General features: G+C 70.8%; 28 protein-coding genes. 22 read left to right on the top strand and 6 right to left on the bottom strand.

Going from position 1 to position 25,454, the window contains the following annotated elements; all coding sequences use genetic code 11:
• Positions 1-46: 46 nt before the first annotated feature.
• Complete coding sequence (gene glmM / locus OG625_RS15270) at positions 47-1,405, top strand: phosphoglucosamine mutase (RefSeq protein ID WP_329380629.1); 1,359 nt, start codon at positions 47-49, stop codon at positions 1,403-1,405.
• A gap of 15 nt (positions 1,406-1,420) precedes the next feature.
• Here the strand turns inward: glmM and OG625_RS15265 are convergent, their stop codons facing one another.
• Together OG625_RS15265 and coaA are read right to left on the bottom strand one after the other, a co-directional pair.
• Positions 1,421-2,383 (bottom strand): DUF389 domain-containing protein, encoded by a 963-nt coding sequence (locus OG625_RS15265; RefSeq protein WP_329380626.1) that lies wholly within the window; start codon positions 2,381-2,383, stop codon positions 1,421-1,423.
• Positions 2,384-2,399: 16 nt separating this feature from the next.
• Entirely contained in the window at positions 2,400-3,446 is a 1,047-nt protein-coding gene (gene coaA / locus OG625_RS15260; protein WP_329380624.1) for a type I pantothenate kinase, read from the bottom strand.
• 133 nt (positions 3,447-3,579) lie between these two features.
• Here coaA and OG625_RS15255 point away from each other — a divergent pair, with 133 nt between their 5' ends.
• From OG625_RS15255 to OG625_RS15215, 9 genes are all read left to right on the top strand, one after another.
• Positions 3,580-4,296, top strand: a complete 717-nt coding sequence (locus tag OG625_RS15255; protein ID WP_329380622.1) for a hypothetical protein — start codon at positions 3,580-3,582, stop codon at positions 4,294-4,296.
• Between the two features lie 224 nt (positions 4,297-4,520).
• Positions 4,521-5,300 (top strand): hypothetical protein, encoded by a 780-nt coding sequence (locus OG625_RS15250; RefSeq protein ID WP_329380619.1) that lies wholly within the window; start codon positions 4,521-4,523, stop codon positions 5,298-5,300.
• A gap of 108 nt (positions 5,301-5,408) precedes the next feature.
• On the top strand, positions 5,409-7,256 hold the full coding sequence (gene glmS, locus OG625_RS15245; protein WP_329380616.1) for a glutamine--fructose-6-phosphate transaminase (isomerizing): 1,848 nt from the start codon (positions 5,409-5,411) through the stop codon (positions 7,254-7,256).
• Positions 7,257-7,290: 34 nt separating this feature from the next.
• Positions 7,291-7,659 (top strand): holo-ACP synthase, encoded by a 369-nt coding sequence (locus tag OG625_RS15240; protein WP_329380613.1) that lies wholly within the window; start codon positions 7,291-7,293, stop codon positions 7,657-7,659.
• A gap of 3 nt (positions 7,660-7,662) precedes the next feature.
• Positions 7,663-9,054, top strand: a complete 1,392-nt coding sequence (locus tag OG625_RS15235; protein WP_329380610.1) for an NAD(P)H-hydrate dehydratase — start codon at positions 7,663-7,665, stop codon at positions 9,052-9,054.
• Between the two features lie 159 nt (positions 9,055-9,213).
• Positions 9,214-10,350 carry an alanine racemase gene (alr, locus tag OG625_RS15230; protein ID WP_329380608.1) on the top strand — a complete coding sequence of 379 codons (1,137 nt, stop codon included), beginning with the start codon at positions 9,214-9,216 and terminating at the stop codon, positions 10,348-10,350.
• The gene (locus OG625_RS15225; protein WP_443067721.1) at positions 10,295-11,566 is read left to right on the top strand and encodes an alpha/beta fold hydrolase; all 1,272 of its coding nucleotides are present in this window, start codon (positions 10,295-10,297) and stop codon (positions 11,564-11,566) included. Before alr ends, OG625_RS15225 begins: the two co-directional genes overlap by 56 nt.
• Positions 11,505-12,110: a tRNA (adenosine(37)-N6)-threonylcarbamoyltransferase complex ATPase subunit type 1 TsaE gene (gene tsaE / locus OG625_RS15220; protein WP_443067720.1), complete on the top strand. Its 606-nt coding sequence runs from the start codon at positions 11,505-11,507 to the stop codon at positions 12,108-12,110. Before OG625_RS15225 ends, tsaE begins: the two co-directional genes overlap by 62 nt.
• A 116-nt stretch (positions 12,111-12,226) precedes the next feature.
• Positions 12,227-12,430, top strand: a complete 204-nt coding sequence (locus OG625_RS15215; protein WP_329380602.1) for a hypothetical protein — start codon at positions 12,227-12,229, stop codon at positions 12,428-12,430.
• Between the two features lie 59 nt (positions 12,431-12,489).
• Here the strand turns inward: OG625_RS15215 and OG625_RS15210 are convergent, their stop codons facing one another.
• Positions 12,490-13,047, bottom strand: a complete 558-nt coding sequence (locus tag OG625_RS15210; RefSeq protein WP_329380599.1) for a hypothetical protein — start codon at positions 13,045-13,047, stop codon at positions 12,490-12,492.
• 157 nt (positions 13,048-13,204) lie between these two features.
• Here OG625_RS15210 and tsaB point away from each other — a divergent pair, with 157 nt between their 5' ends.
• The 5 genes from tsaB to OG625_RS15185 are packed head-to-tail and all read left to right on the top strand — an operon-like array spanning position 13,205 to position 16,454.
• Complete coding sequence (gene tsaB, locus OG625_RS15205) at positions 13,205-13,882, top strand: tRNA (adenosine(37)-N6)-threonylcarbamoyltransferase complex dimerization subunit type 1 TsaB (RefSeq protein WP_329380596.1); 678 nt, start codon at positions 13,205-13,207, stop codon at positions 13,880-13,882.
• A 29-nt stretch (positions 13,883-13,911) separates the two neighbouring features.
• Positions 13,912-14,412 (top strand): ribosomal protein S18-alanine N-acetyltransferase, encoded by a 501-nt coding sequence (rimI, locus tag OG625_RS15200; protein WP_329390694.1) that lies wholly within the window; start codon positions 13,912-13,914, stop codon positions 14,410-14,412.
• Complete coding sequence (gene tsaD / locus OG625_RS15195) at positions 14,405-15,544, top strand: tRNA (adenosine(37)-N6)-threonylcarbamoyltransferase complex transferase subunit TsaD (RefSeq protein WP_329380593.1); 1,140 nt, start codon at positions 14,405-14,407, stop codon at positions 15,542-15,544. Before rimI ends, tsaD begins: the two co-directional genes overlap by 8 nt.
• On the top strand, positions 15,541-15,810 hold the full coding sequence (locus OG625_RS15190; RefSeq protein WP_329380591.1) for a hypothetical protein: 270 nt from the start codon (positions 15,541-15,543) through the stop codon (positions 15,808-15,810). The genes tsaD and OG625_RS15190 overlap by 4 nt, the downstream gene beginning before the upstream one ends.
• Before the next feature lie 32 nt (positions 15,811-15,842).
• Positions 15,843-16,454: a hypothetical protein gene (locus tag OG625_RS15185; RefSeq protein WP_329380589.1), complete on the top strand. Its 612-nt coding sequence runs from the start codon at positions 15,843-15,845 to the stop codon at positions 16,452-16,454.
• 27 nt (positions 16,455-16,481) lie between these two features.
• Here the strand turns inward: OG625_RS15185 and OG625_RS15180 are convergent, their stop codons facing one another.
• Entirely contained in the window at positions 16,482-16,889 is a 408-nt protein-coding gene (locus OG625_RS15180; protein WP_329380586.1) for a VOC family protein, read from the bottom strand.
• A 170-nt stretch (positions 16,890-17,059) separates the two neighbouring features.
• A complete protein-coding gene (locus OG625_RS15175) occupies positions 17,060-18,256 on the bottom strand; it encodes a class I SAM-dependent methyltransferase (RefSeq protein WP_329380583.1) in 1,197 nt (398 codons plus the stop codon).
• A 130-nt stretch (positions 18,257-18,386) separates the two neighbouring features.
• Between OG625_RS15175 and OG625_RS15170 the strand changes: the two genes are divergently transcribed.
• Both OG625_RS15170 and OG625_RS15165 read left to right on the top strand, forming a co-directional pair.
• On the top strand, positions 18,387-19,352 hold the full coding sequence (locus OG625_RS15170) for a polysaccharide deacetylase family protein (RefSeq protein WP_443067719.1): 966 nt from the start codon (positions 18,387-18,389) through the stop codon (positions 19,350-19,352).
• Entirely contained in the window at positions 19,352-20,275 is a 924-nt protein-coding gene (locus OG625_RS15165) for a polysaccharide deacetylase family protein (protein ID WP_329380578.1), read from the top strand. Before OG625_RS15170 ends, OG625_RS15165 begins: the two co-directional genes overlap by 1 nt.
• A gap of 603 nt (positions 20,276-20,878) precedes the next feature.
• Here OG625_RS15165 and OG625_RS15160 read toward each other — a convergent pair.
• The gene (locus OG625_RS15160) at positions 20,879-21,088 is read right to left on the bottom strand and encodes a hypothetical protein (RefSeq protein ID WP_329380575.1); all 210 of its coding nucleotides are present in this window, start codon (positions 21,086-21,088) and stop codon (positions 20,879-20,881) included.
• Between the two features lie 421 nt (positions 21,089-21,509).
• Here OG625_RS15160 and OG625_RS15155 point away from each other — a divergent pair, with 421 nt between their 5' ends.
• The 5 genes from OG625_RS15155 (at position 21,510) to OG625_RS15135 (ending at position 25,263) form a co-directional block, all read left to right on the top strand.
• Entirely contained in the window at positions 21,510-22,271 is a 762-nt protein-coding gene (locus tag OG625_RS15155) for an XRE family transcriptional regulator (RefSeq protein WP_329380572.1), read from the top strand.
• Positions 22,258-22,725 carry an NUDIX hydrolase gene (locus OG625_RS15150; protein WP_329380569.1) on the top strand — a complete coding sequence of 156 codons (468 nt, stop codon included), beginning with the start codon at positions 22,258-22,260 and terminating at the stop codon, positions 22,723-22,725. The genes OG625_RS15155 and OG625_RS15150 overlap by 14 nt, the downstream gene beginning before the upstream one ends.
• A 134-nt stretch (positions 22,726-22,859) precedes the next feature.
• Positions 22,860-23,546 (top strand): hypothetical protein, encoded by a 687-nt coding sequence (locus OG625_RS15145; protein ID WP_329380566.1) that lies wholly within the window; start codon positions 22,860-22,862, stop codon positions 23,544-23,546.
• Between the two features lie 36 nt (positions 23,547-23,582).
• Positions 23,583-24,356 (top strand): hypothetical protein, encoded by a 774-nt coding sequence (locus OG625_RS15140; RefSeq protein WP_329380563.1) that lies wholly within the window; start codon positions 23,583-23,585, stop codon positions 24,354-24,356.
• Between the two features lie 70 nt (positions 24,357-24,426).
• On the top strand, positions 24,427-25,263 hold the full coding sequence (locus tag OG625_RS15135) for a hypothetical protein (RefSeq protein ID WP_329380560.1): 837 nt from the start codon (positions 24,427-24,429) through the stop codon (positions 25,261-25,263).
• Positions 25,264-25,454: the final 191 nt, after the last annotated feature.

Genomic DNA, 25,454 nt, shown 5'->3' with positions numbered 1-25,454 from the left:
CCTGTCACATGCGGTCACATGCGAAGCGCAACTCGGGAGGACAACAGTGGGACGACTCTTCGGGACGGACGGTGTACGAGGCGTTGCCAACGCGGATCTGACGGCTGAGCTCGCGCTCGGTCTCTCCGTCGCGGCTGCGCACGTACTGGCCGAGGCGGGCACCTTCGCCGGCCATCGGGCGACCGCGGTGGTCGGCCGTGATCCCCGTGCCTCGGGCGAATTCCTGGAGGCCGCGGTCGTCGCCGGCCTCGCGAGCGCGGGCGTGGACGTCCTGCGCGTCGGTGTGCTGCCCACCCCGGCGGTGGCGTATCTCACCGGTGCGCTGGGTGCCGACCTCGGCGTGATGCTCTCGGCCAGCCACAACGCCATGCCCGACAACGGCATCAAGTTCTTCGCGCGCGGCGGGCACAAGCTCGCCGACGAGCTGGAGGACCGCATCGAGTCGACCTACGAGGAGCACCGCACCGGCGCCCCCTGGGACCGGCCCACCGGCTCCGGCGTCGGCCGGATCTCCGACTACAGCGAGGGCTTCGAGAAGTACGTCGCCCACCTGATCGGCGCGCTGCCCAACCGCCTCGACGGCCTGAAGGTCGTCCTGGACGAGGCGCACGGCGCGGCCTCCTACGTCTCGCCCGAGGCCTTCGCCCGGGCCGGCGCGGAGATCGTCACGATCGGCGCCGAGCCGGACGGCCTGAACATCAACGACGGCTGCGGCTCCACCCACCTCGGCCTGCTCAAGGCGGCCGTCGTCGAGCACGGAGCCGACTTCGGCATCGCGCACGACGGTGACGCCGACCGCTGCCTGGCCGTGGACGGCAACGGCGCGGAGGTCGACGGCGACCAGATCCTCGCGGTGCTGGCGCTGGCCATGCGCGAGGCCGATCAGCTGCGCGAGAACACCGTGGTCGGCACCGTCATGTCCAACCTGGGCTTCAAGCTGGCCATGGAGGGCGAGGGCATCCAGGTCGTGCAGACCGGGGTCGGCGACCGGTACGTGCTGGAGGCCATGAAGGAGCACGGCTACGCGCTGGGCGGCGAGCAGTCCGGCCACGTGATCATCCTCGACCACGCGACGACCGGCGACGGCACGCTGACCGGCCTGCTGCTCGCGGCGCGGGTCGCGGCCACCGGCAAGTCCCTGGCGGAGCTGGCCGGCGTCATGGAGCGGCTGCCGCAGGTGCTGATCAACGTCCCCGACGTGGACAAGTCCCGGGTCACGACCTCGGCCGAACTGGCCGCCGCGGTGGCCGACGCCGAGCGCGAGCTGGGCAGCACCGGGCGGGTGCTGCTGCGTCCCTCCGGCACCGAGCCGCTCGTCCGGGTGATGGTCGAGGCCGCGGACATCGAGCAGGCGCGCGCGGTCGCGGGCCGGCTGGCGGACGTGGTGAAGTCGGCGCTCGGCTAGACGGCTGGGGCGCGGCTACCGCTTGCCCCGTGGCGCACCCGGCTTCCGGATCATCCGGCTCTGCTGGGTGCGCCACAGCAGTTTCCAGGCGATCAGGGTGAGCGTGCCCGACAGGATGATGCCGGCCAGGTTGAGCGCCAACTGGACTCCCGAGCCCCACATCTGGCCGAAATCGCCGTAGCTGAGGGCCACGGCGGCGTTCGCGCCCGCCGGGACGGTGGTGACGGAGATCGCCACGCCGACCAGCGCACCGGCCTTCGCCGAGGTCAGCGACAGCATGCCGGCCACGCCGGCGAGCAGCGCCACGACGAAGGAGAACGGGTCGGGCTGCCAGATGAAGCTGGTGTTCGGCCGCGGGTTCTCAAGCATGTGCTCCTGGAAGAGGCCGAGCGCGTCCATCACCAGACTGAAGACGGTGGTGGCCACGATCGCCGCCGTGAAGCCGATCACCAGCGCGATGAGCGAACGCCCGGCGAGCCTCGGCCGGCGCTGCACCAGGCCGGTGCAGATGCCGGCGAGCGGGCCGAACTCCGGGCCGACCGCCATGGCGCCCACGATCAGGATCGCGTTGTCCAGGACCACACCGCAGGCCGCGATCATCGTCGCCACGATCATGAACACGGCGTAGGTGATCGTGAGGGTGGATTCCTCGTGCGTCGACTCGGCGAGCTGTTCCCAGACCACCGCGTCGGCGGCTTCGCCCGGTGCCTCCTCCTCCGCGTCGTCGGCGCGTTTGGAGATCGACAGGTCGATGTTCTCGACGGCGATCGAACCGGTCTTGTCGATGCCGAGCGAGCGCATCTCCTGCAGCAGCTCGTCGGCCGCCTCCCGGGCCACGTCGCACAGTACGAGATCGCCCTTCGGGTCCCGGGCGGCGCCGTTCAGCACGACCAGGTGGGTGGTTCCGACCGTCTGGTCGATCAGTTCCACCACCTGCTCCGTGAGGTGGTGCGGGGTGATCATCCGCAGATGCAGCATTCCCGCACCCTAACCACTACAACTTGCGCAGGCTCAGCTTCTGCACCTTGTGGTCGGGTCCCTTGCGGACGACGAGGGTGGCCCGGCCGCGGGTGGGCGCCACGTTCTCCAGCAGGTTGGGCTTGTTGACGGTCCGCCACATCGTCTGCGCGTACTCCATGGCCTCCTCCTCGGAGACCTGCGTGTACTTGCGGAAGTAGGAGAAGGGGTTCTGGAAGGCGGTCTCGCGCAGCTTTCGGAAGCGGCCCAGGTACCAGCGCTCGATGTCCTCGGGGCGCGCGTCCACGTACACGCTGAAGTCGAAGTAGTCGGCGAGCGCGACGCGGGTGCGGCCGTCCGTCCCGGGGAGGGCCGGCTGGAGGACGTTCAGGCCCTCGACGATGAGGATGTCCGGGCGGCGTACGACGAGCTCCTCGCCCGGCACGATGTCGTAGATCAGGTGCGAGTAGACGGGGGCCCGCACCTCGTCCTTGCCGGCCTTGATGTCGGCGACGAACCGGGTGAGCGCGCGGCGGTCGTAGGACTCGGGGAAGCCCTTGCGGGAGGTGAGCCCGCGCCGCTGGAGCTCCTTCATCGGGTAGAGGAAGCCGTCGGTGGTGACCAGCTCCACGCGCGGGTGCTCGGGCCAGCGGGCGAGCAGGGCCTGGAGCAGACGGGCCACGGTGGACTTGCCGACGGCGACCGAACCGGCGACCCCTATGACGAAGGGGGTGCCCTGCTGGGCGCCGTGGCCGTTGCCCGCGTCGCCGAGGAAGGTGTTCAGGGTGCCGCGGAGGTTGCTGGTGGCCCCTACGTAGAGGTTGAGGAGCCGGGAGAGCGGCAGGTACACGTCACGGACCTCGTCGAGGTCGATGACGTCACCGAGTCCGCGCAAGCGCTCCACCTCTTCGGCGGTCAGCGGCAACGGGGTCCGCTCGCGCAGCGCGCTCCATTCGGCGCGGGTGAGGTCGACGTACGGCGAGGCGTCGGGGCCCCGGCGGTGGGCGGGACGCGTGGGGGAGGCGTCCTGGCCGGTGCGCTCCGTTGCGCTGTCCGGCGTGCTTCGTGGCGGCGAAGTGATCACACCGCCATTGTCGGGGCTCGGAGCCGGTCGTGGGTGGTGTGGTCGGTCACGTGGGCGGGCCCGCGGGACTTATGCCGGAGTGGTTGTGTCGTACATTCGTTCTCTTTCTGCTCGGGAACCGTGGGGGTCCACCATGCGCAACCAGTTCAGCGCCCGTTCTTTGCCCGCCGTCGTGGCGGTGGCGTCGCTCGCGCTGCTGTCCGGCGTCACCGGCTGTGCGTCGGAGAAGGGTGCGGAAGCGGGGGCGGGCGCGAAGACCGGGGGCCGGGTGGTGGGGCAGCAGGACCTGCAGGGTCTGGAGATGCACGTCGTATCGGACGCCGAGGCCACGACCGACGCCGCCGCGGCAACGGCCGTAGAGCCCGCGTGCGTGCCGCTCGCCAAGGCACAGGCGTTCTGGCTGCCCGGGTCGCCGGTCACGAAGGAGTGGAGCAAGGCCGTCTCCAAGCCGCTGAAGCCCGAAGCCTCCGACGAGGAGCGGCTGGAGGCTTACGGCAAGGGGCTGGCCGACACGACCACCCGGATCGCACTCGGCTCGTACGAGGGCAACGGGGCCAAGGAGGCGTTCGCGCTGCTGAAGACGGCGGCGGACGCCTGCGCCGGCGGGTACACCGACGATTTCCCGACCACCATCGGACCCGGGGCCGCCGTGACCGGGGGCGACGAGGCGCTCTCGTACGAAATGCGCTTCGAGGTGGTCGGCGACGAGGGTCCCGGGATGAAGATCACCACCAAGCTGGTGGTCGTCCGCAAGGGCGGGACGCTCGCGATCTTCTCGGCGGTCAATGAGATAGGGGTGGCCGAGGATCCCCGGGCGATCGTCTCCGTGCAGCTGGACAAGCTCGGCTGAGCCGCCGCCGGCGGTCCGGCGGGGACGGTTGTACGGCGGCGGGTACCGGTTCGAGGGCCTTGCGGTCTCGTGGGGGTCACGATCGGCCGCGCGAGCGAAATGATCCGATCGAGTGATCGTTCGGCAGGTACATTGCGGGATACCGCAGTTCTGAAGCGCGCCCTCGCCATGCCGGGGCGCCGCTCCTGCTGTTCTCTTGTTCTCGTCCGTGGGGGAGATTCTTCGTGCGTACCGCACTCGTCCGTCGTTCCGTCCTGACCGCTTCCGCGGTGTCCCTGGCCCTGCTGGCCACCGCCTGCGGCGCCGACAAGGCCGATGAGAAGAAGGCGGACGCCAAGCCGTCCGCCGCCGCGACCTCGGCGGCTCCCGCCGCCAAGGGCAAGACGGACGCCGAGCTGGGCGCGCTGATGGTCACCCAGGCCGAGGTCCCCGACTACACCGGCGACGCCACGGCCACCGGCGAGCTCGCCGACGTGGACAAGCACGCGGTCACCACCGACAAGGCCGAGTGCAAGGTCCTGGTCCAGAGCCAGGCCGTGCAGAAGATCGGAACCCCGACCGGCATCGCCCGCCAGATGCTGTCGGCCAAGCCGAAGCCGCTCGCCCCCGACGCCTCGCCGGAGGAGCAGGCGAAGGCCATCCAGAAGACCATCGGCACCACCGTGACGATGATCGGCCTGTCCTCCTACGACGGAAAGGGCGCCGAGGAGCTCCTCGCCTCCCTCAAGGCGGCCGGCACGGCGTGCGCGGGCGGCTTCACCGCCACCACCGATGGCGAGGCCACCAAGTACGAGGGCGTCAAGCCTGGCCCGGCCGTCACCGGCGGCGACGAGGTCGTGAGCCTGGCCATCACGATCGTGGACGAGGGTGGCGACAAGGCCACCGGGCAGCTCGTCGTCGTGCGCAAGGGCGCCACGGTGGCCACCTTCAACTCGATCAGCTTCCTCGGTACGACGGAGTCCCCGACCGCCCTGATCGACACGCAGGTCAAGAAGCTCGGCTGAGCCCCGCCCGACTGACCGTCAACCCCGCTCCGGCACATGCGCCGGGGCGGGGTTTTCGTCTTGTTCGGGTACGGGGCAGACGGCCGGTGACGGCGTACGCTGCGGCCTATGTGCGGAATTGTGGGTTACGTGGGAGCGCAGTCGGCGCTCGATGTGGTCATCGCCGGACTCAAGCGGCTGGAGTACCGCGGCTACGACTCGGCCGGGGTCGCCGTGCTCGCCGACGGCGGACTGGAGTCCGTCAAGAAGGCCGGGAAGCTCGTCAATCTGGAGAAGGAGCTGGTCGGGCACCCGCTGCCGGCCGGATCCACGGGGCTCGGGCACACCCGGTGGGCCACCCATGGCGGGCCCACCGACGTCAACGCCCATCCGCACCTCGACAATTCGGGGCGCGTGGCCGTCGTGCACAACGGCATCATCGAGAACTTCGCCCAGCTCCGCGCCGAACTGGCCGAGCGTGGACACCGGCTGGAGTCCGAGACGGACACCGAGGTCGTGGCGCACCTGCTGGCGGAGCGGTTCTCGGCCACCGGGGACCTCACCGAGGCCATGCGGCAGGTGTGCCGGCAGCTGGAGGGCGCCTTCACGCTGGTCGCGGTGCACGCGGACGTGCCCGACGTGGTGGTCGGCGCGCGCCGGAACTCCCCTCTGGTGGTGGGCGTTGGAGAGGGAGAGAACTTCCTCGCCTCGGACGTGGCCGCGTTCATCGCCCACACCCGGTCCGCGATCGAGCTGGGGCAGGACCAGGTCGTCGAGCTCCGCCGCGACGGGGTCACGGTGACCAACTTCGACGGTTCGGCCGCGTCCGTGCGGGCGTACCACGTGGACTGGGACGCCTCGGCGGCCGAGAAGGGGGGTTATGACTACTTCATGCTCAAGGAGATCGCCGAGCAGCCGAAGGCTGTCGCCGACACCCTCCTGGGCAGGATCGACGCGAGCGGTTCGCTGACCCTGGACGAGGTGCGCATCCCCACCTCGGTGCTCAGGGAGGTCGACAAGGTCGTGGTCGTGGCGTGCGGTACGGCGTACCACGCGGGCATGATCGCGAAGCTGGCCATCGAGCACTGGACCCGCATCCCGTGCGAGACGGAGCTGGCGAGCGAGTTCCGCTACCGCGACCCGATCCTGGACCAGCGGACGCTGGTGGTCGCGATCTCGCAGTCCGGCGAGACCATGGACACCCTGATGGCGCTGCGGCACGCGCGTGAGCAGGGGGCCAAGGTGCTGGCCATCTGCAATACGAACGGGTCGACGATCCCGCGCGAATCGGATGCCGTGCTGTACACGCACGCCGGTCCCGAGGTGGCCGTCGCCTCGACCAAGGCGTTCCTGACGCAGCTGGTGGCCTGCTACCTGGTCGCGCTGTACCTCGGGCAGGTCCGGGGCACCAAGTGGGGCGACGAGATCGAGGCCGTGATCCGGGAGCTGTCGGACATCGCCGCGGCCGTGGACACCGTGCTGGAGACCATGGAGCCGGTGCGCGAGCTCGCGCGCTCCCTCGCCGACAAGAACACCGTGCTGTTCCTGGGCCGGCACGTCGGCTACCCGGTGGCACTGGAGGGCGCGCTCAAGCTCAAGGAGCTGGCCTACATGCACGCCGAGGGCTTCGCGGCGGGCGAGCTCAAGCACGGGCCGATCGCCCTGATCGAGCAGGACCTGCCGGTGGTGGTGGTCGTGCCCTCGCCGCGCGGCCGGTCGGTGCTCCACGACAAGATCGTGTCGAACATCCAGGAGATCCGGGCCCGCGGGGCGCGGACCATCGTGATCGCGGAGGAGGGCGACGAGGCGGTCGTCCCCTACGCCGACCACCTGATCCGGATCCCGGCGACGCCGACGCTGCTCCAGCCGCTGGTGGCGACGGTGCCGTTGCAGGTGTTCGCGTGCGAGCTGGCGACCGCGCGGGGGAACGAGGTGGACCAGCCGCGTAACCTCGCGAAGTCCGTGACCGTGGAGTGAGCGGTAGAACGAGCGAGTAAGTGGGGCTGTCGTTGTGATTATCGGCGTCGGGATCGACGTGGCGGAGATCGAGCGGTTCGGGGCGGCGCTGGCGCGAACGCCGGGCCTGGCCGGGCGGTTGTTCGTCGACTCCGAGTTGACGCTGCCGAGCGGCGAGCGGCGCGGAGTCGCCTCGCTCGCCGCGCGGTTCGCCGCCAAGGAGGCCCTGGCCAAGGCGCTGGGCGCGCCCGGCGGACTGCTGTGGACCGACGCCGAGGTGTACGTGGAGGACAGCGGCCGGCCCCGGCTGCGGGTGTCGGGGACGGTGGAGGCGCGGGCGCTGGCGCTGGGCGTGAAGTCCTGGCACATCTCGCTGAGCCACGACGCCGGGGTCGCCTCCGCGGTGGTGATCGCCGAGGGTTAGCCCATGCGAACTGCTTACAGCGTGGAGACCGTACGGGGCGCCGAGCGGGAGTTGATCGCGCGGCTGCCCGAAGGCGCCCTGATGCTGCGGGCGGCGGCCGGGCTGGCCGCCGTCTGCGCGGGGCTGCTGGGCCGGGTGTACGGATCCCGGGTGGTGCTGCTGGTCGGGCCCGGGGACAACGGCGGCGACGCACTGTACGCGGGCGCGCGGCTGGCGCGGCGGGGCGCCGGGGTGACGGCCGTGCCGATGGATCCGGCGCGGATGCACGCGGGCGGGCTGGCCGCGCTGCGGGCTGCCGGGGGTCGGGTCGCGGAGTCGGTGCCGGCCCGGGCCGACCTGGTGCTGGACGGGCTCGTCGGCATCGGCGGGCGGGGCGGGCTGCGGCCGGCGGCGGCCGCCCTGGTGGAACGGATCCCGGCGGGCGCGGTGGTGGTGGCCGTGGACCTGCCGAGCGGGGTGGACGCGGACTCCGGAGAAGTCGCGGGCGCGGCCGTCACGGCCGACGTCACCGTGACCTTCGGGGCGTACAAGCCCGGCCTGCTGATCGACCCCGGCGCCTCGCGGGCGGGCGCGCTGCGGCTGGTGGACATCGGGCTGGAGCTGCCGTCGCAGCCCGGGCTGGAGGCATTGCAGCACGCCGATGTGGCGGAGCTGCTGCCGGTGCCGACGGCGTCGAGCGACAAGTACCGGCGGGGCGTGGTCGGGATCGTCGCCGGGTCCGCGCAGTACCCGGGCGCGGCGGTGCTGGCCGTGGCGGGCGCGCTGCGCGGCGGTGCGGGGGCGGTGCGGTACGTGGGGCCGGCGGCGGACGCGGTGCTGGCCCGCTTCCCGGAGACGCTGATCGGGCGGGGCCGGGTGCAGGCGTGGGTGGTCGGGCCGGGGCTGGGGGAGGGGCGCGGCGGGGAGGTTGCCCAGGCCCTGACGGACCCGGTCCCCGTACTGGTCGACGCGGACGGGCTGCGCGGACTGGACGCGGGGGTGCTGCGGGCGCGGACGGCCGCGACCCTGATGACCCCGCACGCGGGGGAGGCGGCGGCGCTGCTGGGGGTCTCGCGGGAGTCGGTGGAGGCCGGGCGGCTGGCCGCCGCGCGGGATCTGGCCGGGCGGTACGGGGCGGCGGTGCTGCTGAAGGGCTCGACGACGCTGGTCGCCTCCGGCGGTTCGCCCGTGCGGGTGAACCCGACGGGGACTCCGTGGCTGGCCACCGCCGGGAGCGGGGACGTGCTGTCCGGGCTGGCCGGGTCCCTCCTGGCGGGGGGCCTGTCGGCGGTGGACGCGGGGTCGGTGGCGGCGTACCTCCACGGCCTGGCGGCCAGGCTTTGCGGGGGCCCGCTGCTGGCCCAGGACGTGGCCGAAGCGTTGCCGGCCGCCTGGCGGGACGTCCGCCGTCCATGACGCCTGCGGCGCCGCTTCCCGGGGCACGGCCCCGGCTGGGGGGCCCGTCCGGGCGCCAGGGGGATGGTGGACGGCGGAGAGGGCTCCGCGCAGCGGGACCCGAGGCCCTCGGGCCGGTCGCGCCAAGGGCCGGGTAGGGGCTCTGAGAGACTGGGGGGGATGAACGAGACACCGATGCGCGTGTACGCCGAGATCGATCTTGACGCCGTACGGGGGAACGTGCGCGCACTGCGCGAGCGAGCGCCCCGGGCCGGGTTGATGGCCGTGGTCAAGGCGGATGCCTACGGGCACGGGGCCCTGGCCTGCGCAAAGGCCGCCCAGGAGGCCGGCGCCGGCTGGCTCGGGACCGCCACGCCCGAAGAGGCGCTCGCCCTGCGCGCCGGCGGGATCGAAGGCCGGATCCTGTGCTGGCTCTGGACCCCCGGCGGGCCCTGGCGCGAGGCAGTCGAGGCCGATGTCGACGTTTCCGTCAGCGGGATGTGGGCGCTGGACGAGGTACGCGAGGCCGCCCGTGCGGCGGGCCGCACCGCGCGCATCCAGCTCAAGGCCGACACCGGCCTCGGCCGCAACGGCTGCCAGCCCGCCGACTGGGAAGAGCTCGTCACCGCGGCCGTCGCCGCCCAGGCGGAGGGCACCGTGAACGTCACCGGCGTCTGGTCGCACTTCGCCTGCGCCGACGAGCCCGGCCACCCCTCGATCCAGCTCCAGCTCGCCGCGTTCCGCGACATGCTCGCGTACGCCGAGAAGGAGGGCGTCGAGCCCGAGGTCCGGCACATGGCCAACTCGCCGGCGACGCTGACGCTCCCCGAGTCCCACTTCGACCTGGTGCGCCCCGGCCTGGCCGTCTATGGGGTGTCGCCCGCCCCCGAGCTCGGCACCCCCGCCCAGCTCGGACTCCGCCCCGCGATGACCCTCAAGGCCTCCGTCGCGCTGGTCAAGACGGTCCCCGCCGGGCACGGGGTCAGCTACGGCCACCACTACATCACCGAGAACGAGACGACCCTCGCGCTGATCCCGGCGGGCTACGCCGACGGCATCCCGCGGCACGGATCCGGGGCCGGGCCCGTGCTCGTCGGCGGCAAGATCCGCCGCGTGGCCGGCCGCGTCGCCATGGACCAGTTCGTGGTCGACTTGGACGGAGACCACGCCCGCGTCGGCGACGAAGCCGTCATCTTCGGGGACGCGGAGCGCGGTGAACCCACCGCCGAGGACTGGGCACAGGCCGCGCACACGATCGCGTATGAGATCGTCACCCGTATCGGTGGCCGAGTGCCCCGGGTGTACCTCGGCGGCTGAGCGGAGTGAGGGCGGCGGCGTGAGCGAGAACTGGCGCAAGGCCGGCTGGGCCGGCGCCGCCATCGGCGTGATAGCCGCGGGCGCGGCGGCCGGTGTGGCGGTCGAACGGATCACCGTCGGGCGGGGCATGCGCATGAAGGCGCGCCTCGCGCTCGACGCCGCCGGGGACTACGGGTCCCTGCGCGGGACCGAAGGGATCGTCCGGGCCGAGGACGCCACCGAGCTCCACTACGAGGTCGACGAGCTCCCGGAGGGCGCCAAGCGGTCGCGGCTGCGCCGCAAGCCCGCGCCCCCGGCCACGGTCGTCTTCTGCCACGGATACTGCCTCTCCCAGGACTCCTGGCACTTCCAGCGCGCCGCCCTGCGCGGAGTGGTCCGCGCCGTCTACTGGGACCAGCGCAGCCACGGCCGCAGCGCGCGCGGCCTCGCGCAGGCGGACGGCGAGCCGCTGACCATCGAGCAGCTCGGACGGGACCTGAAGGCCGTCATCGACGCGGCCGCCCCCGAGGGCCCGCTGGTTCTGGTGGGTCACTCGATGGGCGGAATGACCATCATGGGACTCGCCGACCAGTTCCCCGAGCTCGTGCGGGAGCGGGTGGTCGGCGTGGCTCTGGTCGGTACGTCCAGCGGCCGGCTCGACGAGGTGACGTACGGGCTTCCGTCCGTCGGCATGGGCGCCGTACGCAGGCTGCTGCCCGGGGTGCTCAAGGCGCTCGGCTCGCAGGTGGAGCTGGTGGAGAAGGGCCGCCGGGCCACCGCAGACCTCTTCGCCGGCATGATCAAGATGTACTCGTTCGGCTCGAAGGACGTGGACCCGGGCGTCGCGCGCTTCGCGGAGCGGCTGATCGAGGCCACCCCGATCGACGTGGTCGCCGAGTTCTATCCGGCCTTCCAGACCCACGACAAGACGGCCGCGCTCCAGCGGTTCGCGGACGTCCCCGTCACCGTCGTCGCGGGGGACAGGGACATGATCACCCCGGCCGCGCACAGCATCGCCATCGAAGAGGCGCTGCCCGGCGCCGAGCTGGTGGTCCTGGAGTCCACCGGGCACCTGATGATGCTGGAACGCCCGGAGACCGTGACCCGGCTGCTCACGGAGCTGCTCGCACGCACCGGGGCGGTCCCGGTCCCGGCAGCGACTAACGTTGGCACGCATGGAAGAAGTACCGCTGGAAGTACAGCGCAGCCAGGCAGCACCGGCAGCACCGGCAGCTGAGACCGGGAGCGCCGCGGGCGCCGCCGCGGGCAGCGCCGAGACCCGGATCACCGTCGGCTCCCCGGACGAGATGCAGGAGTTGGGCCGCAGGATCGCGGGGCTGCTGCGTCCCGGCGACCTCGTCCTGCTGACCGGCGAGCTGGGCGCGGGCAAGACCACCCTCACGCGCGGGCTCGGCGAGGGCCTGGGCGTGCGCGGGGCCGTGACCTCGCCGACCTTCGTGATCGCCCGCGTGCACCCCTCGCTGACCGGCGGACCGGCGCTGGTGCACGTGGACGCGTACCGGCTGGGCGGCGGGCTGGAGGAGATGGAGGACCTGGACCTCGACGTCTCGCTGCCCGAGTCCGTGGTCGTCGTGGAGTGGGGCGACGGCAAGGTGGAGGAGCTCTCCGACGACCGGCTGCACGTGGTGATCGCGCGGGCGGTCGGCCACGAGGAGGTGCTGGACGACGTACGGGAGGTCTCCGTGCGCGGGGTCGGTGCGCGCTGGACCGCCGGGGCCGGGGCCTGGGCCGAGGTGCTGGCCGGGGCCCTCTCGGAGTAAACGTACCGACAAGCCGTCGGCAAGATATTGCGCTCTTGGTGGCGCTCGTGGTGACATGGTACCGAGAGTTTCTTAGGTATGCCTAAGTTCGGCGTTTCGCCCAGGAGGCAGCAGCCATGTCGGCACCAGCAGGAGCACCGCGCGATCCCCGCCCGTCCGCCGTGTCCATGCGCGCCCTGCTCGCCGCGGGAGTGGCCGCCACCGCCGTCTCGACGCCGCCCGCGCGTGCGGACGTACCGGCGGAGGGCGAGCCGGGAACGCCGGAAACGCCGGATGGCGGCGTACGCGAACAGGCCGCTCCCGAGTCGGAAGCGGCCTGAGTCGCACGTACGGGTGAAGCCGTCGGCTGCTGGCCGTCGGGTACGGACCCGGTTCGGGGCTAAGGGACGACGACGACCTTCGAGCTGATCGTCGCGAAGGCCCACATCGCGTCGCCGTCGGCGCGCGCCATGCGGATGCCGCCGGTCTTCTTGTTCGGGTCGGGCTCCGGCGTCGCGCCGTCCACACGGGCGCTGAAACCGACCGCCACGCCCTCCGCGCTGGCGAACCGCACGACGTGCTCGATCGGCACCCCGTCCGAACCGGTCACCGAGCCCGAGCGCGAGCCGACCAGGTAGCTGCCCGGCTTCGGGTGCACCGTGCTCGGCATCACCGAGAACGACTTCGGCTCCTGCCCGGCCGCTCCCACCAGCCACACCCGCTTCTGGCCGATCGAGTACACGACGCGCGTACCGGTCCCGGAGCCCTCGGGCACGGGCACCGGCTTCGCCGGGTCCTGCTTCGCGGAGGACTGGCTCGGGGCGGGGGCGGGATCCTGCGCGGCCGCCTTCGGAGGGCGCTCGGGAGCCGACGCGGAGGCCTGGTAGCCGAGGAACCCGACGGCGGCGAGCGCCGCGGCGGTGAGCCCGGCCACGATTCCCGAGCTGCTGCGTGCCACCTTGCTCCACCTCTCCGACCTGACCGGTCACCTGGACCGAACATCTGGACCGAACACTGGACCGACACATGGTCCACACCTGGGTCGAAAGGTAGCAGCCGGGCCGTCGTTCGACCGGCCGCAAGGGGCGCGGCCCCAGGAGTCGTAGGCTGTTCGCGTGCTCTTGCTCGCTGTAGATACCGCCACGCCCGCCGTCACCGTCGCCCTGCACGACGGCGAGTCCGTCCTCGCCGAGTCGAACCAGGTCGACGCCCGCCGCCACGGGGAGCTGCTGCTGCCCTCCGTGGACAAGGTGCTCGCCGAGGCCGGGGTGAAGCTCGACGCCGTCACCGGGATCGTCGTCGGCGTCGGCCCGGGCCCCTACACCGGTCTGCGCGTCGGCCTCGTCACCGCCTCCACCTTCGCGGCCGTCCTGGGCGTGCCCGTGTACGGCCTGTGCACCCTCGACGGACTCGCCCACGCGGCCGGGGCCGCCGGGATCGAGGGCCCCTTCGTCGTCGCCACCGACGCACGGCGCAAGGAGGTCTACTGGGCGCGCTACGAGGACCCGCGCACGCGCGTCGGAGAGCCGGCGGTGGACCGCCCGGCCGACATCGCCGAGCGGGTCGCCGGGATGCCCGCGGTGGGCCAGGGCGCGCTGCTGTACCCGGACGTCTTCACCGACGCACGGCAGCCCGAGCACCAGTCGGCCGGCGCGCTGGCCTCGCTGGCGGTGGAACGGCTGGCGGCGGGTGCGGCGTTCGAAAACAGCGGCGGCCTGCCTCCGACCCCGCTCTACCTGCGCCGGCCCGACGCCCAGGTGCCGAAGAACTACAAGGTGGTCACCCCGCAGTGACCCCGGCGACCCCCCACACCGTGCGCGAGATGCGCTGGTGGGACATCGGGCCCGTGCTGGAGCTGGAGCACGAGCTGTTCCCGGAGGACGCCTGGTCCGCCGGCATGTTCTGGTCCGAGCTCGCCCACGCACGCGGCCCGCAGTCCACGCGCCGCTACTTCGTCGCCGAGGACCCTGCGACCGGTCGGCTCGCCGGCTATGCCGGACTGGCCTCCTCCGGCGACCTGGCCGACGTACAGACCATCGCCGTCGCCCGCGACCAGTGGGGGACCGGGCTCGGCGCCCGGCTCCTCACCGAGCTGCTGCGCGCCGCCTCGGCCTTCGAGTGCGCCGAGGTGCTGCTGGAGGTACGGGTGGACAACACCCGCGCCCAGAAGCTCTACGAGCGCTTCGGCTTCGAGCCCATCGGCTTCCGGCGCGGCTACTACCAGCCCGGCAACGTCGACGCGGTCGTCATGCGACTGACCGATCCCGCACAAGCGCGAACCGAACACACGGAACACACTGAGAGCAGTGAGAGCAATGGCTGACGAACCGCTCGTCCTCGGCATCGAGACCTCCTGCGACGAGACCGGCGTCGGCGTCGTCCGCGGCACCACCCTGCTCGCGGACGCGATCGCGTCGAGCGTCGACGAGCACGCCCGCTTCGGCGGCGTCGTGCCCGAGGTGGCCTCCCGCGCCCACCTGGAGGCGATGGTCCCCACCATCGAGCGCGCCCTGAAGGAGGCCGGCGTCAGCGCCCGCGACCTCGACGGCATCGCGGTCACGGCCGGTCCCGGCCTGGCCGGAGCGCTGCTGGTGGGCGTCTCGGCGGCCAAGGCGTACGCGTACGCGCTGGGCAAGCCGCTCTACGGGGTCAACCACCTCGCCTCGCACATCTGCGTGGACCAGCTGGAGCACGGGCCGCTGCCGGAGCCGACCATGGCCCTGCTGGTCTCCGGCGGGCACTCCTCGCTGCTGCTAGCCCCCGACATCACCTCCGACGTACGGCCCCTCGGCGCGACCATCGACGACGCCGCGGGAGAGGCCTTCGACAAGATCGCCCGCGTGCTGCAGCTGGGCTTCCCCGGCGGTCCGGTCATCGACCGGCTCGCGCGCGAGGGCGACCCGAAGGCGATCCACTTCCCGCGCGGGCTGACGGGGCCGCGCGACGCGGCGTACGACTTCTCGTTCTCCGGGCTGAAGACCTCCGTGGCCCGCTGGATCGAGGCGAAGCGGAAGGCGGGCGAGGAGGTCCCGGTGCGCGATGTCGCGGCGTCCTTCCAGGAGGCCGTGGTGGACGTGCTGACGCGCAAGGCGATCCGGGCCTGCAAGGACGAGGGCGTCGACCACCTGATGATCGGCGGCGGCGTGGCCGCCAACTCCCGGCTCCGCTCGCTGGCGCAGGAGCGTTGCGACGACGCGGGGATCATCCTGCGGGTGCCGCGGCCGAAGCTGTGCACGGACAACGGCGCGATGGTCGCGGCGCTGGGCGCGGAGATGGTCAAGCGGAACCGCCCGGCCTCCGACTGGGACCTGTCGGCGGACTCCTCGCTGCCGGTGACGGACCCGCACGTGCCGGGCAAGGGGCAGGACCACGACCACGATCAGGAGCACGGTCACGGCCACTCTCACGACCACGATCACGTGCACGAGCTGAGCAAGGACAACCTGTACTCGTGAGCACCGTCGCGCTGATGTGGGAGGCCCGGGCCGCCGACGGGCGGGGCAACGAGCTGCTGGAGTGGGCCCGCGCCCAGGTCCTCGCGCGGGAGCCGGTGCGCCGTGAGGTGTTCCGGGCCCCGCAGGACCGGGTGCTCGTCATCACCTGGTGGGAGGCGCCCGAGGGCGTGGCGGCGGAGCTCCCCGAACTGCCGGAGCCCGCTGCCGACTTGATTATCAGGGCCGTGCACCGCTGGCGCTTCGAGTCGGTGGAGACCACGCCGTAGGGGAGTCGGGACGTGCGGATATGGTCATCGCCATGCCTAGCAGTGACCTGCCGCCCCTGCCTCCGCCCCTGCACGTGCGTGCCCGGCTCGACGATGCCGTCGTACGCGCCGACCGCGCACGGTTCCTGAGCTACCTGAGCCGGTGCAACCTGGGGATCGGCCGGCTGCTGCTCCTGTGGGCCGTCGCGGCCGTCTTCGTGCTCGGCTGGTCCTTCGTCGGCATGGCCTGGATGGCCTTCGAGGAGCGCCACTTCTTCTCGTACGTCTACGGCCTCATCCTCGCCCTGCTCGGCGCGGGCGTGCTGATCCCGGCCGCGTTCTGGTTCGCCCGGGGTGCCAAGCGGGACCGGCAGGTGCGCCGACTGCTGTACGCCTGGGCGGAGTCGGACCGGGACCCGGTCGCCGACGCCCGGCTCCGGGAGCCCGTGCTGAGCCTGATCTGGCTGCTGACCTCGTTCGCGCTGGGCGCGATCGGGCTGTGGGCGACCTTTGCCGCCGCGGCTTCGACCCGCCCTGGCGGGCCGACGTACGGCGAGGTCGCGTACACCATGGGCATCGGTCAGATCCTGTGGCTCACGGGCCTGTTGGGCCTCGCCAAGGCGGTCACCCACTACCGCTGGGCGGTACGCGCCTTCCGCGGCTAGGCCCCCGGCCCCGGCCCGCCCCGGCCCCTACGACGCCAGGTTCAGCTGCCAGGAGACGCCGAAGCGGTCGTTCACCCAGCCGAAGCGCTCGCTGAAGCCGTACGACCCCACCGGCATCAGCTCCTTGCCCTGCTCGGCGAGGGCCCCGTAGAGGCGGTCGAGCTCGGCCGCGCTCTCGCACTCCACGAAGAGCGACACGGCAGGGGTGAAGCCGAACTCGTGCGTGACGTAACTGTCGATGCACTTGAACTGCTGCCCGGCGAGCGAGAACGTCGCCAGCTTCACCGTGCCCGCCTCGCCCGGGCCCTCGGCGTCGTAGCGGCTGATGTCGATGACCTCGGCGTCGTCGAACAGCGAGATGTAGAAGGTCAGCGCTTCCTCGGCCCTGCCCTCGAACATCAGAAACGTGGTGATCTTCTGCGGTGCCGAGGCCATGGCGGCTGCCTTCCGGTGACGGTGTGCGTGTGCGGTACGAGTCCCACGACCGAGGCTAGGACAGGGGTCTGACACTCGCCCTGAGGCTCACGGGGGCACGGCGTGGCGGCGCCGATCGGGGCTCCCGGCCGACCGGGACTCCCGGCCGACCGGGACTCCCGGCCGGCCGGTCACCGTACGGGATTCGCCGGGGGCGGCACCGCCGGCCTGCCGATCAGCATCGAGGGGGCGCCCGCCACCCGGGTCAGGAACACCGTCGCCGAGTTCGGCCCCTGCGGCTTGACCTTCTTGCGCAGCTCCTCGGGCTCGATCGCCGAGCCGCGCTTCTTCACGGTCAGGATGCCGACCCCGCGCTCGCGCAGCAGAGCCTTCAGCTTCTTCAGGCCGAAGGGCAGCACGTCGGTGATCTCGTACGCGGTCGCGTACGGCGTCGCGCGCAGCTCGTCCGCGGTGACGTAGGCGATGGTCGGGTCGATGAGCCGGCCGTCCAGCTGCTCGGCGACCTCCGCGACGAGGTGGGCCCGGATGACGGCGCCGTCGGGTTCGTAGAGCCACCGGCCCACCGGCCCCGCCTCGGGATCGGGCAGCGGATCGGCGGTGTGCAGCCCGCGCGGTCCGGGCAGCAGCGTGGCGCGCACCGTACCGGGCGCGGTCCCGAACCAGAGCACGGCTTCCTTCACGTCCCCCTGGTCGGAGATCCACTCGGCCTCGGCCTCCTCGGGCACGGCCTCGTGCGGGATCCCGGGGGCGATCTTGATGGCGGCGTACTTGGCCGTACGGGCGGTGGCGACGGCCCAGGACAGCGGCGGCGAGTAGGACTCCGGGTCGAAGACCCGCCCGCGCCCCCCGCGTCGGGCGGGGTCGATGAACACGGCGTCGTAGTCGCTCGCGTCCACCTCCGTCACGTCCGCCTCCCGCACCTCGATCAGGTCCGCCAGCCCCAGCACCTCGGCGTTGGCCCGCGCGACGGCGCAGGTCAGCGGGTCGCGGTCCACCGCGAGCACCCGGATGCCGAGCCGCGCCAGGGCGAGCGCGTCGCCGCCGATGCCGCAGCACAGGTCGGCGACGCTGCGCACGCCGAGGTCCGCGAGGCGCCGGGCGCGGTACGAGGCCACGGAGGCGCGGGTGGCCATCTCGCCGCCGCCGGAGGTGAAGTACATCCGGAAGGCGTCCTCCGCGCCGAACTTCGCCACCGCGCGCTGCCGCAGCCGGGCCTGCCCGAGCGCGGCGGATACCAGCCCGGCGGGGTGCTCGCGGCGCAGCCGGGTGGCCACGGCCAGCTCCTGGGCGGGGTCGTAGTCGCGGAGCGAGTCGAGGAGGGCGCGGCCCTCGGGGGTGAGGAGCGCGGCGAAGTCTTCGGGGGTCACGTCCCCATTGTCGGCGACGGGTGTCGGCGACGACGGGTGTGGGCCGGTGTGGGCCACTCGGAGGAAGGTGCGCGGCCGCGTCGCGGTGTCTTCCGGGGAGACCGGGTGCCGGGTGCCAGTATGCGCAGCTATGCAGCTAGTCGGACAAAAGGAAGATAAGACGCAACACGGTCACCGGCGCGCGGCGATCCCGCACGGCCGGTTCCGGGTGGCACTGGCCGCCCTGCTCGTCGCCGCCCTCGGGACGGCATGCGGCTCCGGCGGCTCCGGCGACTCCGGCGAGGCGGACAAGGCGGAGAAGGCCAAGACCGCGAAGGGCGCCGAGGCGGCGGGCGCGGCCGGCGCCCTCGGCACGTACGCGGAGCGGCTGAAGGCGGCCCAGCAGGCACGCATCGTCGCGGCGAAGAAGTGGGGCCTGACGAAGCCGCCGCTCACCGCCCCGGCGGCGCCGAAGGAGAAGCCCGAGATCACCACCCGCGACGGCTTCGAGGTGGAGGACCAGGAGGAGTACCCGCCGGTCTTCACCACCATCCCGACGGAGGACAAGGTCGTCTTCCTGACCATCGACGACGGTGCGGAGAAGGACCCCGAGTTCCTGAAGATGATGCAGGAGCTGAAGATCCCGTACACGGCCTTCCTCAGCGACTACGTCGTGAAGGACAACTACCGGTACTTCAAGGAGATGCAGGCCGCCGGCGTCTCCATCAACAACCACACGCTCAACCACCGCTACATGCCCGGCCTGTCGTACGAAAAGCAGCGCCAGGAGATCTGCGGCCAGCAGGACACCATCCAGAAGGAGTTCGGCAAGCGCCCGACCCTCTTCCGGCCGCCGTACGGCAACTACAACCAGGACACCCTGCGCGCGGCGAAGTCCTGCGGCATCAAGGCGGTCCCGCTGTGGAACGCCGAGGCGTTCACGAACCGGATGGACTACCGGGAATGGGACCGCGATCTGCACCCCGGCGACATCATCCTCACTCACTTCCGGGGCAAGGAGGATTGGAAGGGGACGATGCCTGACATGATCCGTCAGGTCATGAAGACCGTCACGGACAAGGGATATGCCGTGGCTCGGCTGGAGGATTACTTGTGATGCACGCGCGCCGGTTCGTAGCCGGAACGCTCGCAGCCGGCGCGCTCGCGCTGTCCCTGACGGGGTGCGGGGACAGCGTGGACCCCATCGAGAGGCTGGGCCGCAAGACGGCGGAGGAGACCCCGGCGAAGGGGACGAAGGGCGCCGGCTCCAGCACCGGCCCGGCCGCCCCTTCGCCGGGCACGTCGTCCTCCCACGCGGCATCGGACACCGCGTCGGACACCGCATCGGACGAGGCGTACAGGAAATGGGGCCTGACCGCCCCCGTCCAGTACGCGCCGAAGCCCGCCCGGAAACCGGAGATCCCGAAGGCGGCCCCGGGCAAGGTCCCGGTGATAGACCGAATACCCGTCCCGGCGGACGACAAGGTCGTCTTCCTGACGTTCGACGACGGCGCCGAGAAGGACCCCGAGTTCCTGAAGATGGCGGCCGATCTCAAACTGCCGATCAGCATGTTCCTGACGGACAGCGTGGCCTCGTCGGACTACGGCCACTTCGAGCAGCTCCGCGACAACGGCTCCGCGAGCACCATAAACAACCACACCCTGACCCACCCGAACCTGCGGACCCTCTCCTACGAGGCGCAGAAGAACGAGATATGCGGCCAACAGGAGCGCCTGGAAAAGCGCTTCGGCCGGCGCCCGCCGTTCTTCCGCCCGCCCTTCGGCAACTACAACGACGACACCCTCCGGGCCGCCTCGGAGTGCGGAGTCTCGTCCCTGCTGCTGTGGCGGGTCTCGATGCAGATCAACAACTTCCAGTACGCGGACGGCTCCGCCCTCAAACCGGGCGACATCATCCTGGCCCACTTCCGCGGCCCATCCGAACTCAAGGGCTCGACGGAAGTCCAGATGACGACCCGCATGCTCCAACGCATCCAGGAGCAGGGCTACCGGATAGGGCGGTTGGAGGACTACTTGTAGGGGGGCGGGGGTGGGGGTACGGGTTCACGCGCGCGCGGGACTTCTCCCCCCTCGGGCCCCGCTCCGGGCCCGTGTTTGCCCACCCGCCCCTCGGGGGTGGGGAGCGGCGGGGCCGTCCTGTACGGCGGGGTCGGGGGTGTGGCGGGACCTTCACCGGGCGGCATCAGGGAGGGCTTGGGGGTTTCCCGTCAGTCCCATCGTCCTTCCGTGTCGTGACGGCCTGTCAAGGGCGCTCCTCCTTCGTCGTCACGTCGCTGCGCGATGGCCTTCGGCCACCCTTGACAGACCGCCCCGCCCCGGAAAGACAAGGACTGCCGGGAACCCCCCAAAAGAACGGGCCGGGGGACAAAAGAGATGGACGGGCCAGCCAGGGATGTCCGACCCCCTTCCGAGGGGGCGGGCCCGAGCCCGGGCCCTCCCAGGCCGCTCACCGAACCGGGCAGACTGCCAGCCATCGCCAAACAGCGACCACAAGCACCCCAGCCCCCGACAGGCGCCACAAATCGCTACGCGCTCCTCCACGACGGCGTCTGTAGCAGTCTGTGGCTGGTCATAGCCGCGACAGATCGCTACGCGCTTCTCGACGACGGCGTCCGACGGCCGTCAGTGGCACTTGCTTCGTAGGGCCTCCGCCAGTTGCTCCACCACTTCGGCCCTGAGCGTTCCGAGGTCGACGTAAGGCCTGCCGGTCTGTGTGACCAACGGGCGGACGCCGCTCCACGCGGCTTCGGCGACGCCGAGGGCCGCGAGCGCGGCCCGTATGGCCTCGGTGGCGTCGGTGGCCCGGCTTCGGCCGTCTCGCCAGGTCTCCATGTCCATCAGGCGGCCACGTTCGGACCGGGGCACTTGCCCTCGTGCCTGTAGAGCACGACGTGAGGGCCAGAGGGCCGCTCCATGGCCCCTCGGCGGACGACGTCGAAGGGCTTGATGGCTCGGCGACACTCCGAGCAGCGATTCCCGGGCGGAGCGTAGGTCACGTATTCCCACGGGCCTTGGCCCGTCACCGTCTCCTTGGTGGTCGCCATCGCGTCCTCCCGGTTTCTTGCGAGGTCCATGAAACGGCCTTCACGGTCGTTTGGGTCAACTCCTGGTCCTGAGCACCGTTCGGTGCCATTGACCAGGCATGCACCGATGTTCTGTCCCTCGTTCGAGCGTTGGTACCGCGTTCTCGGGACGTTTGGGACGTTCCGCCGTTACGGTTCGTTCCGTCCACAACGGTCCGTGGAGGCGAACTATGAACCACGCGCTCCGGCGAGCAATGGCGCATGCCAAGATGACCGAAATGCAGCTCGCAGAAGCCTGCGGGGTCGATGCGAAGACGGTTGGTCGGTGGATCACTGAGTCGAATCGCATTCCTCATGCCCGTCACCGATGGGTGGCCTGCGAGGTATTAGGTGAGGAGGAAACAGCCTTGTGGCCCAACGCCGTTCGGTCGGCACTTACCACCGGGCCGGACAGAGAGATAGTCCAGGTCTTCCCCTACCGCTCGGCTGCGCCGGCCAGCCTGTGGAAGTCCCTGGTGACGAAGGCGCAGCGTGAGCTGGTATTCGCTGGGTACACCAATTACTTCCTGTGGCTGGAGCAGGCGAACCTGGCATCTGCCCTGCGGCGCAAGGCCCAGAGCGGATGCCGTGTGCGGTTCTTGATCGGTGACCCGAGCAGCCCGGTCACCACGGCAAGGGAAGCCGAAGAGGGCGTACCGCTGACGCTGTCCACCCGCATCGCCGTGACATTGAGCGAGCTGGAGAAACTGCGTGACGTCAGCGGTATCGAGGGCCGGTTCGAGACCGGTCACGTCAACCTTTCCGTCTTTCGGTTTGATGACGAGATGATCGTTACCCCAATCCTGGCCCGCAGGGTTGGACACGATTCACCGATGATGCACCTACGGCGCAGGCAGACGGACGGGATGTTCGACCGGTTCGGTGCCCATGTCGAAGAGCTGTGGAGCCGAGGACGCGACATTCGGGAGACGAGAAAACATGGCCAGGCGTGACTACGAGGACGATCCCCAAGCGCCCAAAGCGAACAGCCTGGTCCCTGCTGCCTCAGCGGTCGTCGTCCATGAAGACGGCCGGGTGCTCTTGCAGAGGCGCACGGACAACGGGATGTGGGCTCTCCCCGGCGGCAAGATGGAGCTGGGAGAGTCCATCGGTGACTGTGCGGTTCGGGAGACCTTCGAGGAGACCGGCATGACGGTCGAGATCACCGGGATCGTGGGGACGTACACCAACCCCGGACACGTCTTCGCGTACGACGACGGCGAAGTCCGGCAGGAATTCTCGATCTGTCTTCTCGCCCGTCCTACCGGAGGCGAGCTTCGAACATCCGACGAGTCGTTCGAGGTGGCGTGGTTCGCCCCCGAGGCCATCGTCGATCTGCCGATGTTGCCCAGCATCCGTAAGCGCATCAACGATTGGCGAGCCGGCCGTGGCCCGGTCGTCCGCTGACGACGGCGACCACGGAGCCTAGGAGCAGGTGGGTCCGCTCTGACCGGTGTCACGACTGAGTGGGAGACGGCGTTGTCAGTAGCCAGTGTGATGCTGGTGCCGACAACTCCGCTGCACTGATCAAGGGGGAGCCGATGCCTGGTGAACGATCAGGGGCCGACTTGGCCCCGGCCGGGTTCGATGCTGCGTGGTGTGCCACCGACCTCGGTGAGTACCGAGTCTGCCGCTACACCTACGAGCAATATCCCTACGAGAGTCTGCCGCCGCTTGACTCCTCCCAATTCACCGGCCTGTTTCAATGGCTCGGTGGTGCAGGGGAACCTGATCCCGAACACGTCGCAAAGCTCAACGGCTTGGCAGAGGACTTGGCAGCCAAGGGCCTGACACTGCCAGGGGACTTCGTCACCTTCCAGAGCAGCTCCAATCTGTACCGCGCGCTGGACGAGGTATCCGTGACCGGTTGCTGGACGGACATTTCGGAGCCGCTGCCCAGTCCGATCGAGGCCGGTGCCTTCCTCGTGCGGTTCCTGCGGGACCAACAGGACTGCGTCATTTGGTACCTCTACCTGCGTCCGTCAGGTGAGGCATTCGTAGTGCACTCTGGTGTCGACTACGAATACGAGGCACAGCGCGACGGGGAAGAGACCGATCTCGACGACGGAGCAATCCTCTGGTGCGCACCATCCTTCGAAGAGTTCGCTCGTCGTTTCTGGATCGAGAATCGGCTCTGGCGTGCGGTCAACGACGGTGGCCGGTCCCGGCTTGAACCGCAGCTGCGTGACTACTTGCGCCACTACGCACGGCGTGATGTCGGATCGTGATCTACGGGTCGTTCGAGCGCACATACGATCGCCCGCATGATCTCCCTCTCCGTGGACACCACGTCACAGAGCTTCGCCCTCGGCCAAGTCTCCGGCGTGCTGTTCATCGCCGCGGTCGCCATCACCCTGCTCTGGAAGCTCAGTACCTCGTGGCGCGCCCCGTCGACCCCGTATGGCGGCGACCCTGCCGAAACGGCTCGCCTGGAGGGCAAGCGGCGCAAGCTCACCATCGCCGTGACCTTGTTGATAGCCGCCGCGGCGGTCGTGCAGGCCGTGATCGCCTACAACCCGGAGCCGCGGGCTTCGGAAACGGCGCCGCCTGGCGGCGCAGAGGCGGCACTGCACCAGCCGAGCTCGATCACCGCACCGGACAGCTTCGGGGACTACCGGCTGATGACCGGTGAGGCTGCCGAACGGGCTGAGACCGCCGTGCTGGCGGGCCGGTCCAAGCCGCAGGGTCTGAGGGCTTGGTACTACGACAAACACGGAGACGAGGACGTGCACGCTGTCTTCATGGCCAGAAGCACCGAGTGGGATCCGACCCTGAAGGATGAGAAGAACACCCAATCCATCTCGCAGGAATTCCAGGGCTTCTTCGCCGGCGCTAAGGCGCGTGATGTAGCGAAGTTCGATCCCGGTCAGGCTGGCGGCGGCCTGAGCTGCGGATACGTGACAGGCCCGGATGGCGACCAATCGGTGTGCGTGTGGAGCGATGCCACCACATTCGGTGTGCTGCGTATCGTCGATCCCACCGCCCTCGCCGACGCCGCGCAGATCACCACAGCCCTGCGCACCTCCGCAATGCGGTGATCCGGCCGACAGCTTGGGCGAGGTCCTCCGGAGACGGTTCACCGGATCTGCCGTGTCCTACGATCGCCAGGTGATACTCGACGCGGCCTTGGCCGATCTTCAGGGCAAGGGCATATCGGAGACCGGTGCGGAACGGGTCCTCACTGCCGTGATCGACCAGGGCGTGTTCGTGCCCGCGCGCGACGACGGCTCCCTGTACCTCCTGCTGCACGCCGAGAACGGCACTCCGACCTTGCCCGCCTGCGTCAGCGAGGCGTGCTGCGCCGAGCATCTGCCGGATGCCGCCGGCACCGTCTACTGCGACGCGATGCGGCTGATGGACATCGCCCGGCAGGTCGGCGCGGAACACCTGCTGCTGTTCGCCTCGGACGGTTCGTCCGTCGCCATCCCGCTCCCGTGGCTGTTCGATGCCATGGCCCAGCGGGGTCAGCAGGGCAATGGGCAGCGGCTCAAGCTGACCTGGTCCACCCATCCACTCGCCGTGGCCCTGCGGGACGCGTCTTCCCGCCGACTGCGGGAGTTCCCGAACATCCACTGCGTCTGGGTCTCGCAGGCCCGTTGGCTGGACACCGGCAGCGAGAGCCTCATGGTGCACATGGTCGTGGACGACGAGCTCCCGTCGTCGGCCTCCCAACGCTTCATGCAGGCCCTGCTGAACGAGGAGCTGACGATCGGCGAGGAGGACCCTATGATCTCGGCTCTCGCGCTCCACCAGGTCACCCACGCGGCGGACATCGCCAACCTCGACCGGATGGGCCTGGACACCGTCCGGATCGACCATTCCACCGGGCGCATCGAAGTGATCTCCCAGACGTACGACGCCCCAGAGGCTGCCGAGGCTGGCCGCCGGGCCCATGCCGAGCAGCGCAGCGAGAAGCCTCCGCGCCGTTGGTGGCAGCGCTCTTAGTGGGCGGAACAGGATGTCCGCGCCTATGACCAGCCACTGACGGCCGTCAGTCGCCGTCGTCGAGAAGCGCGTAGCGATCTGTGGCGGCTTATGTCCAGCCCAAGACCGTCGCAGACGCCGTCTTCGAGGAGCGCGTAGCGATGTGTGGCGCCTGTCGGGGGCTGGGGTGTTTGTGGTCGCTGTTTGGCGAG

It is taken from the genome of Streptomyces sp. NBC_01351 (genome assembly GCF_036237315.1).
Classification (GTDB): domain Bacteria; phylum Actinomycetota; class Actinomycetes; order Streptomycetales; family Streptomycetaceae; genus Streptomyces.
Note: the sequence above shows the minus strand (reverse complement) of the source record. Positions and strands in the feature narration are given on the sequence as shown.